This is a genomic window from Nocardia callitridis, assembly GCF_039543305.1.
GTDB classification, from domain to species: domain Bacteria; phylum Actinomycetota; class Actinomycetes; order Mycobacteriales; family Mycobacteriaceae; genus Nocardia; species Nocardia callitridis.
Genome location: NZ_BAABJM010000006.1, coordinates 397,267 through 412,632, shown reverse-complemented (window position 1 = coordinate 412,632; position 15,366 = coordinate 397,267). Strand labels below are relative to the sequence as shown.

The 15,366-nt window shown below is 66.9% G+C and carries 10 protein-coding genes and 1 tRNA gene; 4 read left to right on the top strand and 7 right to left on the bottom strand.

Annotation, left to right across the window (positions count from 1 at the left end; all coding sequences use genetic code 11):
• From ABEA50_RS26300 to ABEA50_RS26270, 7 genes are all read right to left on the bottom strand, one after another.
• A partial coding sequence (locus ABEA50_RS26300) for an NAD-glutamate dehydrogenase domain-containing protein (protein ID WP_345498769.1) occupies positions 1–2,535 on the bottom strand: 2,535 nt, incomplete at its 3' end.
• A 191-nt stretch (positions 2,536–2,726) separates the two neighbouring features.
• Positions 2,727–2,849 (bottom strand): hypothetical protein, encoded by a 123-nt coding sequence (locus ABEA50_RS26295; protein WP_345498767.1) that lies wholly within the window; start codon positions 2,847–2,849, stop codon positions 2,727–2,729.
• 127 nt (positions 2,850–2,976) lie between these two features.
• Positions 2,977–4,653, bottom strand: coding sequence for an energy-dependent translational throttle protein EttA (gene ettA, locus ABEA50_RS26290; RefSeq protein ID WP_345498765.1), 1,677 nt, complete (start codon positions 4,651–4,653; stop codon positions 2,977–2,979).
• A gap of 308 nt (positions 4,654–4,961) precedes the next feature.
• Entirely contained in the window at positions 4,962–5,456 is a 495-nt protein-coding gene (locus ABEA50_RS26285) for a single-stranded DNA-binding protein (protein WP_345498763.1), read from the bottom strand.
• Positions 5,457–5,615: 159 nt separating this feature from the next.
• Complete coding sequence (locus ABEA50_RS26280) at positions 5,616–8,135, bottom strand: beta-glucosidase family protein (RefSeq protein ID WP_345498761.1); 2,520 nt, start codon at positions 8,133–8,135, stop codon at positions 5,616–5,618.
• 367 nt (positions 8,136–8,502) lie between these two features.
• Positions 8,503–9,462 (bottom strand): threonine/serine dehydratase, encoded by a 960-nt coding sequence (locus ABEA50_RS26275; protein WP_345498797.1) that lies wholly within the window; start codon positions 9,460–9,462, stop codon positions 8,503–8,505.
• A gap of 39 nt (positions 9,463–9,501) precedes the next feature.
• Positions 9,502–11,568: a cytochrome c oxidase assembly protein gene (locus ABEA50_RS26270; protein WP_345498760.1), complete on the bottom strand. Its 2,067-nt coding sequence runs from the start codon at positions 11,566–11,568 to the stop codon at positions 9,502–9,504.
• 195 nt (positions 11,569–11,763) lie between these two features.
• Between ABEA50_RS26270 and ABEA50_RS26265 the strand changes: the two genes are divergently transcribed.
• From ABEA50_RS26265 to ABEA50_RS26250, 4 genes are all read left to right on the top strand, one after another.
• A tRNA-Arg gene (locus tag ABEA50_RS26265) sits at positions 11,764–11,837 on the top strand.
• A gap of 606 nt (positions 11,838–12,443) precedes the next feature.
• Complete coding sequence (locus ABEA50_RS26260; protein WP_345498759.1) at positions 12,444–12,833, top strand: hypothetical protein; 390 nt, start codon at positions 12,444–12,446, stop codon at positions 12,831–12,833.
• 47 nt (positions 12,834–12,880) lie between these two features.
• A complete protein-coding gene (locus tag ABEA50_RS26255) occupies positions 12,881–13,786 on the top strand; it encodes an SGNH/GDSL hydrolase family protein (RefSeq protein WP_345498757.1) in 906 nt (301 codons plus the stop codon).
• 5 nt (positions 13,787–13,791) lie between these two features.
• Positions 13,792–15,129, top strand: a complete 1,338-nt coding sequence (locus tag ABEA50_RS26250; protein WP_345498755.1) for an acyltransferase family protein — start codon at positions 13,792–13,794, stop codon at positions 15,127–15,129.
• Positions 15,130–15,366: the final 237 nt, after the last annotated feature.

Sequence of the window (15,366 nt, the reverse complement as noted above, 5' to 3'; positions counted from 1 at the left end):
CTCCAACCGATCCGACCACCGCAAACCACCACGCGCCACCGCACCGAAACGCAAATGCACACCCTCGACCCGAGGCGAATACACAAAAATCTCGAACTTCGGCCTCGGCTGCGGCAATTCGGCGATCTCGCCGGGTTCCACCTTCACCGAGATGTAGTCGCGCGGGCTGTCCTCGGCGTCGGTGATGTAGTAGTTGGTGCGCAGCGTCGCGGTGATCAGGCCGAGCATGGCACGCAGGATGCGGTCGGCATCCAGGCTCACCACCTCGTCGATCCTGCCGTGCAACTGCGTCTCCACGTCGACGGCGTGTTCGGCCGAGACGGTGTCGGGGTCGAAGCGCGCGGCGAACAGGTCGATGAGCAGCCGCGCCACATCCGGGTAGGTGAGCAGCACGCGGGCGATGTTGGCCTGGCTATAGAGGAAATCGGCCTGTTGCAGGTACCGGGAGTAGGTCCGCAGGATCGCGACCGCGCGCCACGGCAGCCTGGCGCGCAATACCAGCTCATTGAGCCCGTCCGCTTCGGCGCGGCCGTACCAGAGCGCCTCGAAGGCGTCGGTGAATCGCTCGCGCAGCCCGCGTACCTCCGCCTCCAGCACGTCGGCGCGCTTGGACGACTCGAGCAGTTCGGCGTCGAGGTCCCGGTCGAGCGCGCTGCGCAGCAGTTCGGGGCGCGCGAGCAGACCGAAGTCGTAGATCCAGCGCTCCCCCGTCGCGGCGGTGAGTTCGGTCGCGCCGCCCGCCAACTGGATCTGGTAGGGCCGCTCGTCGACCACTTCGACGCCGAGGCTCTGCAGCACCGGGAGCACCTGGCTCAGCGAGACACCCGAACCACCGATGTACAGGGTGAGTCGCCAGGAACCCGGTGCGGAATCCGGCCTCCGGTACAGGTATTGGTCGATCCCGCCCTCGCGGAGCTGCTCGAGGCGCACGATGTCGCGAAGCGCGCGGCTGGCCGAGAAGTCTTCCTTGTAGCCGTCCGGCAGCGCCTCGGCGTATCCGGTGACGATGGCGGGGTCCAGCACCGTCGAGGTGCTCACCTCGTCGTTGAGTCGGTCCTCCCAGGTGCGGCTGGCCTCGGCGAGCAGATTCTGCAAGCGCACACGGTTGGGCTCCAGCGTGTCCGAGGTCGGCGGCGCCCACCGCGGCGCGGTGTCCTGCGACTCGGGCATCTGGACGGTGAAATACACACTCGCCAAATCGCTTTCGCCAATTCGGGCGGAGTAGTCGATGGAGACGCCGCCCAGCTCGCGGACCAGGATCGCCTGCATCTCCAGACGCAACCGCGTGGTGTATCGATCACGCGGCAGGTAGACGAGCGCGGCCACGAAACGGCCGTAGGTGTCCGAACGCAGGAACAACCGAACCTGGCGGCGCAGACCGACGTTCAGCACCGCGACGGCGGTTTTACGCAGGGTCTCGGCGTCGGAGGAGAACAGCTCGGTGCGCGGGAAGGACTGGATCACCTCGAGCATGGCCTGCCCGGAGAACGAATCGAGATCGAAACCGCTGTCCTCGATCACCGAGCGCACCCTGCGTTCGATCACCGGGATATCGAGCACGTTCTCGTGTACCGCCGTGACGGTGAAGACACCGATGAACAGGTGTTCTCCCACGATGGTCCCGCTGTCGTCCACGTCGGCGACACCGACGAAGTACGGGTACACCGAGCGGTGCACCGTGGCGGGAACCAACCCCTGGGTGAGCATGAGCAACGGACGGTCGCCGCCGTTGGCCGGGACCCGAAAATCCGTCCCGACGTCGGGACGCAGCACACCGAGGCAGGTGCCGGGCAGCACGTTCGCGCGTTCGTGGCCACCGTCGTCGGTCAGCCGGTAGCGCGCATAGCCGAGCACGGTGAAATTGCCGCCGGCCAACCAGCGCAACAGGTTCGCGGTGTCGACAAGGTCGGTCGTGGCAAATGAAGCCGTGCCCGAGGCGGCCGACAGCTCGAGATTGTCGGCCAGCCTGCTCTGTTCGGCCTTGATCGCCTCGGTGTCACCGATGACCTGTCGCACGTCGGCGACCACATCGGGCATGGCCTGCGCGATCCGATCGAGCTGCGCGGCACTCGTGGACGGGTGCAACTGCACGTGCATCCACGATTCCCGCAGCCCGCTGCCACCGTTGCCGTCCACCTCGTGCGGCCGCGCGCGCAGCAGTCGTCCCTCGGCGTCGCGCTCGACCTCGAAGATCGGGTGGATCACCTCGCTGACGCTGACCCCCATCCGGTTCAGCGACGAGGTGATCGAATCGACCAGCAAGGCCATGTCATCGGTCACCAACTGCACGGCGGCGCCGAGACCGGACTTGTCGTCCTGGTGGTACACCCGCACCAGCGGTCGCCCCGCCGGTCTGATCGCGGCGAGCTCGATGTGTCGCCGAAAGATCTGGGTGATGTCGCTGATCGCACAGTCCACATCGCCAGCGTCGACGTGCCGAAAGTACGCCTCCTCGAGCGGTGCGAGATCGTCGCGCAACGATTGCGGCAACCCCGCGGCCCATGCCGCACTGGACAATTCGGACGAGACCGTCATTTTTTGGCCAACTCCTCGGATATCGGTTCCGTAACAAAGTGACGCTGGTCCGAGGATAGCTGTGTTCCGAGGAGGTGCGCGGTGTATTGGCTTCCCATTACCGGGTGTTCACCGCGATCGCACCACCCGACGCTCGACCGCCCCGGTCGGGCAATCGATCTCCGCACAGCAGAGGATCGGACCTGCGGGTGTCAGGTAAACGCGATCGGATGCGTGCCCGGCGGCGTCAAAACCGCACTGGCACCTCGGGTCAGCTCGGCCGACAGGTCGGTGGGAGCGACCACCGATTGCTCGAACTGCGCCTGCGCATTCACAACACCACTGTGCCAGATCGGAGCGACTTCGAGGAACTCCTGTGCTCGGCGACGCGCCGTCGTTCAGGACGGCGCAGGTCGGGCACGTTCGGCGGGAACATCGATGACGCCCCGCCGAACGAACCGGTCAGTCGCGAGTCAGCTTGCGGTGTGTAACCCGGTGCGGGCGAGCGGCTTCCGGGCCGAGTCGCTCGATCTTGTTGGCCTCGTAGGCTTCGAAGTTGCCTTCGAACCAGAACCACTTCGCTTCGCTGTCGGAGTCGCCCTCCCACGCGAGAATGTGGGTGCAGGTGCGGTCGAGGAACCACCGGTCGTGGGAAATGACCACGGCGCAGCCGGGGAACTGTTCGAGCGCGTTCTCCAGCGAACCGAGCGTTTCCACGTCGAGGTCGTTGGTCGGTTCGTCGAGCAGGATCAGGTTGCCACCCTGTTTGAGGGTCAGCGCGAGGTTCAGCCGGTTGCGTTCACCACCGGAGAGGACCCCCGCCGCCTTCTGCTGGTCGGGCCCCTTGAAACCGAACGCGCTGACATAGGCACGCGAAGGCATTTCCTGGTTACCGACCTGGATGAAGTCCAGCCCCTCGGACACGACCTGCCAGACGTTCTTGGTCGGGTCGATGCCCGCGCGGTTCTGGTCGACGTAGCTCAGCCGTACCGTCTCCCCGACCTTCACCGTGCCGCTGTCGGCGTCTTCCAACCCGACGATCGTCTTGAACAGCGTGGTCTTACCGACACCGTTGGGGCCGATCACGCCGACAATGCCGTTGCGCGGCAACGTGAACGACAAATCCTTGATCAGCTGGCGGTCGCCGAAACCCTTGTCGAGGTGTTCGACGTCGACCACGATATTGCCGAGCCGAGGACCGTTGGGAATCTGGATCTCCTCGAAATCCAACTTCCTCGTCTTCTCGGCCTCGGCCGCCATCTCCTCGTACCTGCCGAGGCGGGCCTTGTTCTTGGCCTGCCTGGCCTTGGCACCGGAACGCACCCAGGCGAGCTCGTCCTTGAGTCGCCGTTGCAGCTTCTGGTCCTTCTTGCCCTGCACCGCGAGCCGCTCGGCCTTCTTCTCCAGATACGTGGAGTAGTTGCCTTCGTACGGGTACGCGCGACCACGGTCGAGCTCGAGAATCCATTCGGCCACGTTGTCCAGGAAGTACCTGTCGTGGGTGACCGCGAGGACCGCGCCCTGGTACTGCGCGAGGTGCTGTTCGAGCCAGTTCACGCTCTCGGCGTCGAGGTGGTTGGTCGGCTCGTCGAGCAGCAAGAGATCGGGCTTGCTCAGCAGCAACTTGCACAACGCGACGCGACGACGCTCACCACCGGACAGGTTGGTGACCGGCTCCTCCGGCGGCGGGCAGCGCAGCGCGTCCATCGCCTGCTCCAACTGGGAATCGACATCCCAGGCGTCGGCGTGGTCGAGGTCTTCCTGCAACTTGCCCATTTCGTCCATGAGCTCGTCGGAGTAGTCGGTCGCCATCAACTCGGCGATCTCGTTGAACCGGTCCAGCTTGACCTTGATCTCGCCGAGGCCTTCCTCGACGTTGCCCCGAACTGTCTTCTCCTCGTTCAGCGGCGGCTCCTGTTGCAGGATGCCCACCGTCGCGCCGGGAGCGAGAAACGCGTCGCCGTTATTCGGCTGATCCAGTCCGGCCATGATCTTGAGCACGCTGGATTTACCCGCGCCGTTCGGGCCGACGACACCGATCTTGGCGCCAGGAAGGAAGTTCAAGTTGACGTCATCGAGCACGACTTTGTCGCCGTGCGCCTTGCGAACCTTCTTCATTTGGTAAATGAACTCAGCCATACCGCCTACCCTAATGGTCCAGAGCCGCCCGCCTACACCGCGCGAAATCGGCGAGGTAGGTGGGCAGCGATTTCAAGTCCGGTTCCGACATGTGTCGCCGAAACCAACCGGTCGTCGAGCGGTTTCGGCGTCGCGCCGCCCCACTCCGCCGAGTCGATCCGATCCGCGAGATCACCGACAGCGCAGCCAGCACGTCGTGCCGGTCGCCGCGCGACCGACGGCACAGCCTATCGGGACACCGGTCGAGCCGCCGAAGCAGCGCCGCCACCGGATGCCGCGTCGGCCCCACCTTCCGTACGCGTAGGGCGCTAACCAGCCGAAACCGCCGATATCGCCGAAACCGGCGCCGAGGTGGTATCGGCAACGCCCTCGGCATTCGACACGATGACCCCGGCTCCCCCGCTACCCGGGTAACCCGCTTGATCCCCGGCCGAACTCGCCGACGGCCTGCGCGAGATCGCCGCGCTGCACCGCGACAAATCGGGACCGACCGCATTGGCACGCATTTCGAGGTCGCGCCGTTCGGACCCGTCTCGCGTCCGATATTCGTGGGAACGCAGCTGACCGTGCGCGATGACGGGGTCGCCCCGATGCAACGACAGGTCGACCCCCTCGACCAATCGTCGCCAGCAGGTGACGGTGAGGTACAAGGTTCCGTTGTCCACCCATTCTCCGGCGGACCGATCGAATCGCCGAGAATTGCTCGCCATCCGGAAAGTGACAACCTGTTCGCCGTCGGACAAATTCCGTTTGACCGGATGGGTCACCACATTGCCGATCACGGTGACATTCGCTTCATACATGCGCGCTCCCCTTACTGTTCGCGACCCGGATGCGCAGACCTGTCCGGGCAATCCATCCCCCTTCCGCGAGGGCCCCTCAAGCGTGCGCGAGATCAGGACCGCGCAGGCGCTCGGAACCGGAAAAGTGGATAACTCGCCACAGTGTGGACAAAGCCAATTTCACTCACGTGCGCCGTGCGCGGCCCAACGCGCGGTCGAGACCGTCACATTCGTGCTCAGTGAAAGGCTCTCGACACTCGTACCGACGTGGATCGTGAACACGCCGGGCTCGATCTGCCATTCCCCGTCCCAGTGCGAAAAAGCCCTGGGCGCCAGGGTGATTCGCACCGGCTTCCGATGCCCGGGATCGGCGAATACCGTCGCGAAACCCGCCAGCCACCGCACCGGTCGCTCCACCGTGGAGTCCGAGCGGGACAGATACACCTGCACCACCTGCTTGCCACGCCGATCACCCGTATTGCGCACGCTCACCCCGACCTCCACGCTCCCGTCCGCCGCGGCCTCTAGCGCGAGATCGGCGAGATGCCATGTGGTGTAACCGAGTCCATGCCCGAACGGGTACGCGGGTCGCCTTCCCGCGCGCAACCACGCGCGGTAGCCGATGTGGATGCCCTCGTCGTAGCGCAACACCCCGTCGACCGGCGTCGTCGAGAGCACGGGTACGTCGTCCTGCTCGGCGGGCCAGGTGGTCGGGAGCCTGCCGCCTGGTTCGGCGTCGCCGAGCAGGACATCGGCGAGCGCATGACCGAGCTCCTGCCCGCCGAACCAGGCGAGCAGGACGGCCGCGACCTCGTTGCGCCACGGAAGCAGCACGGGCCCACCGGAATTCACCACGACCACCGTGCGTGGATTCGCCGCGGCCACCGCGCGAACCAGCTCATCCTGCGCGCCGGGCAGCGCGAGCGTCTCGCGGTCGAAACCCTCGCTTTCGGTCTCCGAACTCGTTCCGACAACCACCACCGCCGCGTCGGACGTTCGCGCCAGCTCGGCCGCCGCCTCGATCAGCTCGGTGCGATCTCTGCGAGCCGGTGCGGTTCCCAGGGTGATCGCCACCAAGCCCATCGCGTCACCATCGCCGCGCGGGATGCGTTGTCGCACCACGACCGCGACCCGCTCGCTCGAGGTGACCGGCACGGACGCGACATCGGGTGTGAGCAGCGCGGCCCCGAGTGCGGTACCCGCGCCACCGAGGACCCGCTCGAAGGCCACCTCTGCGTCGAGTTCGAGCCGCGTCGGACCCACACCCGCGACCCCCAATCGCAGGTCGTCGCTCTCCGGGTCGGGTGTATATCCGGTGGACAGCTCGATCGTCGCCGCACCATCGGGAACCGTGCCCAGGTAGACCAACTGCGCGGCGGTGCGATGTTCGCTGAGCAACTCCACGCCGTCGTCGTCGAGGAAACGCGCACGCAGCCCGGCCTTTCCCGATACCGGATCGGTCATCGCGGTCAACGGCAAGGGATGCAGACCGGTCTGGACCGGAACACCCGGGTGCGCCCGCACGGTGGCGCCGGGCAGCGCGGCGCGCAGTCCGTCGAGCGGGCTGACCGTCTCCGTCACCACCACCGTCGCGCTACCGCCGCCCTGGGTGCGCGGATGCGACGCGGCCTCACCGATGACCGCGATGGTGCCCGGCCCCGTGGCAGGCCACGGCAATTCGCCATTGTTGCGGACCAGAACCATGCCCGCGGCCGCTACTTCGCGCGCGACGTCGCGTCCCAACCGTTCGGCGTAGGGCGCGCTACGCGCGGTTTCGGGCAGCCCGTTCGTCGTCGAGTCGCCGAGTTCGGTGCCGTCCCCGTCCAACCCGCCGACATCGAGCGCACCGACTCGCGACGCCAGCCGCAGCAGCCGCAACACCTTCGCATCGATCCGCGCCTCGGGCACCGCCCCCGCACGCACGGCCGCAACGAGATTCGCGCCCCACGGCCCGTCTGGCCCCGGCATCACCAGGTCCTGATCGGCGCAAGCGGCGGCGACCGTGCTGCGCACCGCGGTCCAATCGGAGACCACCACTCCGTCGAAGTACCAGTGTGTGCGCAGCGGGGTGGTCAACAGCGCGTTCTCGGTCATCGTCACGCCGTGCACGGCGTTGTAGGCCGACATCACCAGCCAGGCACCCGCCGCCACCGCTGCCTCGAACGGTGCGAGATACAGCTCGTGCAAGGCGCGGTCGTCGAGCGCGACGTCGGCGGTATAGCGCTCGGTCTCGAAATCATTGGCCACGTAGTGTTTCGGGGTCGCCCCGATGCCGTGACGCTGTACCGCGAGCACATACTCAGCGGCCAACGCACCGGTGAGCATCGGGTCTTCGGAGAACGCCTCGAAATGCCTACCGCCCAGGGGACTTCGGTGGAGGTTGATCGTCGGGCCCAGGACCACATGAACACCCTTGCGCCTGGCCTCGGCCGCCGAGGTCGCGCCGTAGCGCGCGGTGAGATCGAGGTCCCAGCTCGCGGCGAGGGCGGTCGCCGAGGGCAGATTCAGCGAGGGATCGCGTTCGTCCCAGACCGGTCCGCGCACACCGGAGGGGCCGTCCGAGAGCGTCATCGCGCGCAATCCGATCGCGGGTTCGGCGGCGGTCGACCACACATCCGCGCCGGTGAGCAATCGAACCTTTTGCTCGAGGGTGAGCGTGTCGGCCAGTGCGCGCAGGGGCGCGTCGAACGTCTCCGGCATCAGCGGGGCTCCTCCGGTCGTGGGTACCACCGAAATTCATCGTGCGCGCGGCGGCGCTCGACTCGACACCGGCCGCGGATTCACTTGTCGCCACGGCCCAATCTACGCGTCGGCAACACCGCGGCGACCGAAATACCGCGCTCGGACTCACCATGGATTCGCGCGGCTGCGCCGCACGAGCCCAGACATGAGAGCGGTGCGCTGCCGCGCGATGACGGACTCAACGCCCAGCGCTACGCCCGCCCCGAGCGGGAGTACCGCAGCGCGACATCAAGCCAACGACCATGCTGCGCACCGCCGACCGACAGCCGAACTCGCGGACTTCGATATCGGCTGCATGGCGACTCAGCCACCGCGGCACGAGAATCTACAGCGCCGAGAGGTCGGTATTGGCGCCGCAGAGCACAACGACGGGCCGCTCATCCGGTTCCGGCACATACACCCCGCTCTGCACGGCACCCAGCGCGGCAGCGCCCGCCAATTCGACGACCACCCGAAATTCCCGCCAGAGGTACTCGCGTGCGGTGACGATGGCGTCGTCGGTGACCAGCAGTGAACGCACGTGGTGGCGGCGCGAAAGATCCATCGCGATGTCGCCGATCCTGCTGGCGCCCAAAGAATCCGCGGCGGTGGTCGGCGCGCCGATGTCCACGGGCTGATTGGCGGCGAGCGCGGCGTGCAGGGTGGGACTGCCGACGGGTTCCACGCCGATCACGTGTTGGCGTCGTCCGATCGCGGCGGCGATGCCCGCGATCAATCCGCCACCGCCGACCGCGGCGAGCACCGACGGCCTGCCGCGCACCTGTTCTTCCAGCTCCAGTCCGATCACCCCGGCCCCCGCCACCACGGCGGGCAGGTCGTAGGCGTGCAGTTGCAGTGCCGATCGCTCGGCCGCCAGTTCGGTCGCGTAACCCAGCGCGTCCGCGTATGTCGTTCCGTGCCACAGGACTTCGGCGCCGTGCGACCACATGGCGGCGACCTTGGTGTGTGGCGCGGATTCGGGAACGACGACGGTGCACGACTTGTGCAGGCGCGCCGACGCCAACGCGGCCGCGATCCCCGCGTTGCCGCTCGAGGCGATGACCACTTGCTCGACCTGCTCCCCCGCTTCGAGCAGGGCGTTGAAACTGCCACGCACCTTGAACGAGCCGCCGTGTTGCAGGTACTCGAGCTTCAGCGACACCGGAACCGGGCCCGACGGCGAGGTAATGGTGGTGTGGAAAACCGGCGTCTTACGAATCAGTCCGGACAACCGCCTGCGCGCTGCCCGCACATCGGATCGGTGCACTCGACCATTCGCACCGGACTCCGATTCGACCACCGCCATACCCACCTCACTCACACCGCACTCCAGAAACACCGCAACTCACTTGCGCACCTCGCCATCCCGTCTGGCCAACTCCGCGAACATGGCGTTGTGCGCGGCCAGCGCCGCGTCGTGGTCGCGTTCGGCGGCCCGATCCGTGCGCTGGGCCAGTCGATTGTCGCTGCGCGACCATTGGATGAGCAGGGCGAGCATCACCACCACCAACGGCACCTCGCCGCTGGCCCAGGCGAGGCTGCCGCCGGTGCGTTGATCACCGAGCAGGTCGTGCTGCCAGTCCAGTCCGAGGCCGCGATAGAACCAGCCGCCCATGACCGAGGTCATGCTCATCAAGGCGATGCCGAAGAAGGCGTGGAAGGGCAGCGAACCGAATACCATCCCGAGCTTGGCCAACGGCTGCACCTGACGGGGTTTGGGATCGATGCCGATCACCACCCAGTAGAACAGATAGCCGCTCAGCAGGAAGTGCACGTTCATCAATACGTGCGCGGCGTGCGAATCGGCGTAGGTGTCGAAGATACCGCCCAGATACAGCGCGTAGAACCCGCCGACGAACAGGACCGAGGCGACGATCGGGTGGGTGAGCAAGCGTGAGACCGGGTTGTGCACCGCGGCCAGAATCCACTCGCGTGGGCCCGGTGCGCCGGTACGTCCCGCGGCGGGCAGTGCGCGCAACGCGAGGGTCACCGCACCGCCGAGCGCGAACAGGATCGGCACCAGCATCGACAACGCCATGTGCGCACCCATGTGCACGCTGAACATGGCGGGTGAGTAGCGGCCGACACCGGACGAGGTCGCGAGCAACAGCACAACACAGCCCGACAGCCAGGCGATGGTCCTACCGACCGGCCACGCGTCGCCACGCGCGCGCAGCCTGCGCACCCCGAGCAGATAGAGCACGGCGAGCACGATCGCGAGGGTCCCGAAGATCAGATCGAAGCGCCAGTCGAACAGCATTCGCGCCACCGTCGGCGGGCCGTCGAGGTTGTAGCCGAGTTCCACCTCCTGCGTCGTCGGCACCGAGGCGGGCGCGGGCGGTGGCGTGCGACCGAGCCCGACGGCCAGTCCGATGGTGGCGGCGAATACCAGTACTTCGACGCTCGCGAATCGGATGAGCGCGCCGCGACTGTTCGGGTCGGCCGCCAGGGCGGGCAGTGCCGCACGCCGTTGCAGATATCCGAACACCCCAAGGACCGCGAGCGCGCCGGCCTTGGCCAAGATCAGCCTGCCGTAGGTGGTGGTGAACAGTTCGTCCGCGGGCACCCGCACCCACGAGTTGAGTACGCCACTGATCCCGATCACGACGAACGCGATGGTGGCGACGACAGAGAATCGGCGCGCGGCGAGGTCGGTGTGCGCACCGTCACGCAACCCGTGTGCGAGCACCGCGAACAGGCCGCCGACCCACACCGCGACCGAAACCAGGTGCAGGATCAGGCTATTGGTGGCGACGTCGTGTGAACCGCCCGCCGAGGAATGCCCGGTCAGCGCCAACGGCATCATGGTCACCAGTGACGCGCCGAACAGCACCGGCGTCCACCCCCAGCGCAAGGCCAGGCGGCAGCCGACGGCGACGATCAGCGCGAGGACGGTCGTCGTGCGCCACGTGCCAGCCAACTCGATCTGGTTGGTGGCGTTCCACAGGTCGGCGGGCGCGAGCACGTCGCCGAACGGTTGTCCTGTGGTGTCCGACACGGTGAGCGGAACGAGCAGCGCCGCGCAGCAGGCCCAGACGAGCGCGAATCCGGACGCGCGCCGCAGCGCCCGGTACCCGCCGACGTCGAGTAAGCCGTCGGATTGTGGTGGCACGAGGAACGCGGAGAACAGCAACGAGCCGACGGTGAGCGCGGCGAACAGATCCGACAGCGCGCGCACGGCGGGCAGTCCGTAGGTGGTGAACGCGCCGGGGTCGGGGATCCCGAGCAGACTCAGCGCCTGTGCCGCGGACAGGGCCACGACCAGTGCGGCGACGACGGCGGCGAGCGCACCCGCGAGCGCGATCACCGTCGCGAAGGTGGTCGAGTTCGACCCGGCCGAGCCGCGCGTGGTCGGCCCCGGCCGAGCGACCTCGGCCTCGGGAACCACGGGCGAGTCTCGAGCTGACGACATAGGGCTGAGCGTAGTCGGCATCCGCCGCATCGCCCGGTCGGGCCGTAGCTTGGCACCGGCGCGGACACCCGTAAAGCATGCCGACCAGTCCACGAGGACGACGCGAACCGAATACTGAACCGGTCAGGCACCTGGTCGGTCGCTACAATTGAACGGCTGGACAGCGCGGCCGACATCGGCCAAGGTGGACGCACTGCCTCCGTAGCTCAGTTGGATAGAGCAAGGGCCTTCTAATCCCTAGGTCGCAGGTTCGATTCCTGCCGGGGGCGCTCACCCCTGTGACCTGCGAAAACCGTAGGCCACAGGGGTATTACCCGCAGTGGGTCGCCCTCAAACACAGTGATTACCCCTGTTTTTCGCCCGGTGGGCACCGTCATCCAGCCAAGGCGCCGTACCGCGAGCGCGATCACGACTCTCGGCTCGCGAATACTGCGACTTCCCCTGGCTTCCGAGCGTCGGGCAAGCGACCGTTGATACACGGCTGCTCGCACGGAGCCGGTGGCGAATCCGCGTAGAGCGCACGCGACCGGGGGCGCGAAGCCGAAAACGGCACGGCGCGATGCCAACCCAGGTGAGTGCGGAATAGTTGCGGAACCGGTGCTCAACGGACATCGTGCGCATTGCACGGCGATACTCCTCCCGCCCCCTGACCGCACGCAGACAATTCGACCCCGCCCGCTGGCCATCCCACCTCTCCTTATGCCCCAAATCCATTGCCTCGGTTCCGCAACCAAATCGACCACTCCCCTGTAGCATCCCGCAGTGCAGTGGTGTGAATCTCAAACCTTTTGTATTGCGCATGATTTGCCGAATGCCCCGCGCGCACGGTGAACTCGACCATGTGGCGGCGGCTCGTACCTGATTGGGGAGCTTGGGTGAGATCTTCGATGAAACACCGCCTGGTCGCCGTCTTCGCCTGTGCCGCAGCCATTGTCGGCCTGTCCGCATGCGGTGACGACGCCGCGTCCGACACCTCGACGACAACGACACCGGCAACGACGAGCCCGGCGAGTCCGAGCAGTACGGCGCCTTCCGGATCTCCCGAGACACCGACGCCGGTGGAACCGGACGATCCCGCGCTCGAGCCGGGCCAGCAGGCGCCTGTCGTCGAGCCGGGACCGCCTGTCCTCGAGCCCGGTGCGCCGGAAGTGGAAGCACCCGCGCCGAGCGCGGAGCCCGAACAGCCTCGGCAAGAGGCCGAACCGACACAGGAAGCAGAACCAACGCTCACCGACCCTGGTTTCGATCCGCAGGCCGGGTACTGACCGAGCAGGCGCGAGCCGTACGAGGGAGCGAGTCGATCACCAGGACAATGCGTCGCGGCGTCTGCTTGGTCGCCGCGCTCACCGCGACCTTGGCGGTGGCGGTCACGGGGTTGCTTCCCTCGACCGCCACCGCCGCGAAATCCGAAGGAAAATCCCTGGTCACGCTGGGCGACTCGTTCGCGGCCAACGGGCTGCGCTGGGAGTCGACCGACCCGAACTGCGCGCACGGCCCCTCGTCGTGGCCGACCCAGCTCGGTCAACGGATGGGCCTCGCGGACAACGACATCGCCGATGTGACGTGTCCGGGTTCCACCATCGATTCCGGTGTCGGCTGGTGGTTGGTGCACGAGACACGGGCCGCCGACAAACAAGGAGCCTTCGGCCCGAAGACCAGGCTGGTCACCATCCAGACCGGAATGAACGACCAGTGGGGTTCGAGTACGCAGTCGTTGTATCCGGCGCTGCGGACCTGCGTCTTCGACTTCACCGCCGGATGTGGTCCCGAGGCGGCCGAGCAGGGCAGGATGACCGACTACCGCGGCGTCTCCGGCACCGAATACGCCGAACGCATCCGCGAAGTCGTCACCTACGTGCGACATTTCGCGCCGCGGGCCAGGATCGTCCTCGTCGGCTATCCGGAATTGTTTCCCGCAGGGCAGGACTCGGTGTGTGTCGATGTTCTCGGCGTCGGTCAGGTCGTGCAGCCGCGCGGCGAGGCGGTGATCGAGTATCTGGATCGGCTGGACGCCGCGCAGCGAGCAGCGGCCGCGTTGTTGCGGATCGACTTCTTCGACACGCGCGCGATCACCGAGGGCCACGGATTGTGTTCGGACCAACCATGGTTGAACGGCGTGTTCGACCCGCGCGCCGATTTCGTCGGCATTCCGTTCCATCCCTCGGCGCACGGTGACGCGGTCGTCGCCGACGCGCTGTACGAGCGCTTCGGCCGTTGACCGCGGTGACCGAGCGTTCCACCGACACCACGACGAAGGGCCGCCCGGCGTTACCGTCGCTGACCGGAGCCCGGTGGTGGGCGTCGTTCGCGGTGTTCGTCCTGCACGCCCTGGTATTTCTGCCGGTCTACCCGTTCCAGAAATCGCCGCTGTTTCGCACCATTCACCAGGTGGTGCCGATGCAGTTCGGCGCGGCGGGTGTCACGTTCTTCTTCGTCCTGTCCGGCTTCATCATCTACTGGTCGTTTCGGCCGAACAGTTCGGTGCCTCGGTTCTATTGGCGGCGGGTACTGAAGATCTACCCGACGCATCTGCTCGCGGCGCTGGCCTACATCGGGATCGTCGGAGTTCCGCTGTCGCGCCTGGTGGTGTGGTTGCCCGACCTCGCACTGGTCCACAACTGGGTGCCGAAGTGGTCGACGGTGGGCGGACTGAATGTGCCCACCTGGTCACTGTGTTCGGAATTGCTGTTCTACCTGAGCTTTCCGTTGGCCATGCCGGTGGTGCGCCGGATCCGAGGCGACCGGTTGGTGTGGGTGATCGTCGGTCTACTCGTCCTGATCCTGGCCATGCACACGGCCTTCTACCTCTGGGTTCCCGGCCCCAAGGCAGTCGCGAACACCTTTGCCCCCCGCCTGGTTCCCGGCGATGTATCGCCACTGTTCGAGCTGCACTCCTCCCCCGCGTGGTTCGCACAGCCGAATATCCCTGTCGCACCGTCCTATTGGCTCAGCTACAACTTCCCCGTCACTCGCTTGCCCGAATTCTTTCTCGGCGTTCTGGCGGCACGCATGGTGGCGGAGGGCCGGTGGCGCAACACGCGCCTGACCCCGCCGCTGCTCACACTCGCGCTCGCCTACGCGGCCACCTGGGTGGTGCCGCCGAACTACAAGATGTCCGCGCTCGTTCTGGCACCCATGACCGCGGTCGTCGCCACCATGGCCGCCCGCGACCTGGCCGGGATCCGCGGGGTCAACGCGTCCGCGCGCATGGTGTGGTTGGGGAACACCTCCTTCGCCTTCTACCTGGTCCAGTTTCCCGTCATGGCGTTGATCACCCGATTCGGCATTGGCGGAAGACAATTCGGCTTCCTCGGTTGGATCGGTTGGGCGACGCTGAGCCTGCTCGTGTCGGTGGGATGTGCGGCGATCGTCTACCACTGCCTCGACGCACCCCTCATGTCCCGGTTTTCCGGGCGTCGGCGCCGCCGAACACCCGCCGCTGTCGAGGCCGGACAAGAAGTCGCGCCCGCCGATCCCGCCGACAGTGCCCGCACCGAACCGGCTACCGTGCCTCCGACACCACAGCACCTGGCGGACACCGGGTCCGTGAGCAGAGCATGACGCTCGCAGAGATGCCGTCCGAATAGCTCGCGGCCTGCCACCCCGCAGACGCTCACCTCGGTCTCGTGTCCTTCCTGCTCGCGGCGACGGTGCGCGCATTCGTCTGCCGGGCAGCGGCATTCGAGGAAGGAAACGGGGTGGCGGGTCGCGACCGGCGCTGCCCCGACTCCGCGACCACCGGACTGATGCGGCCACCCGGGCGCCGGTGACGCTGCGCACACAGATCGACGTGAATAA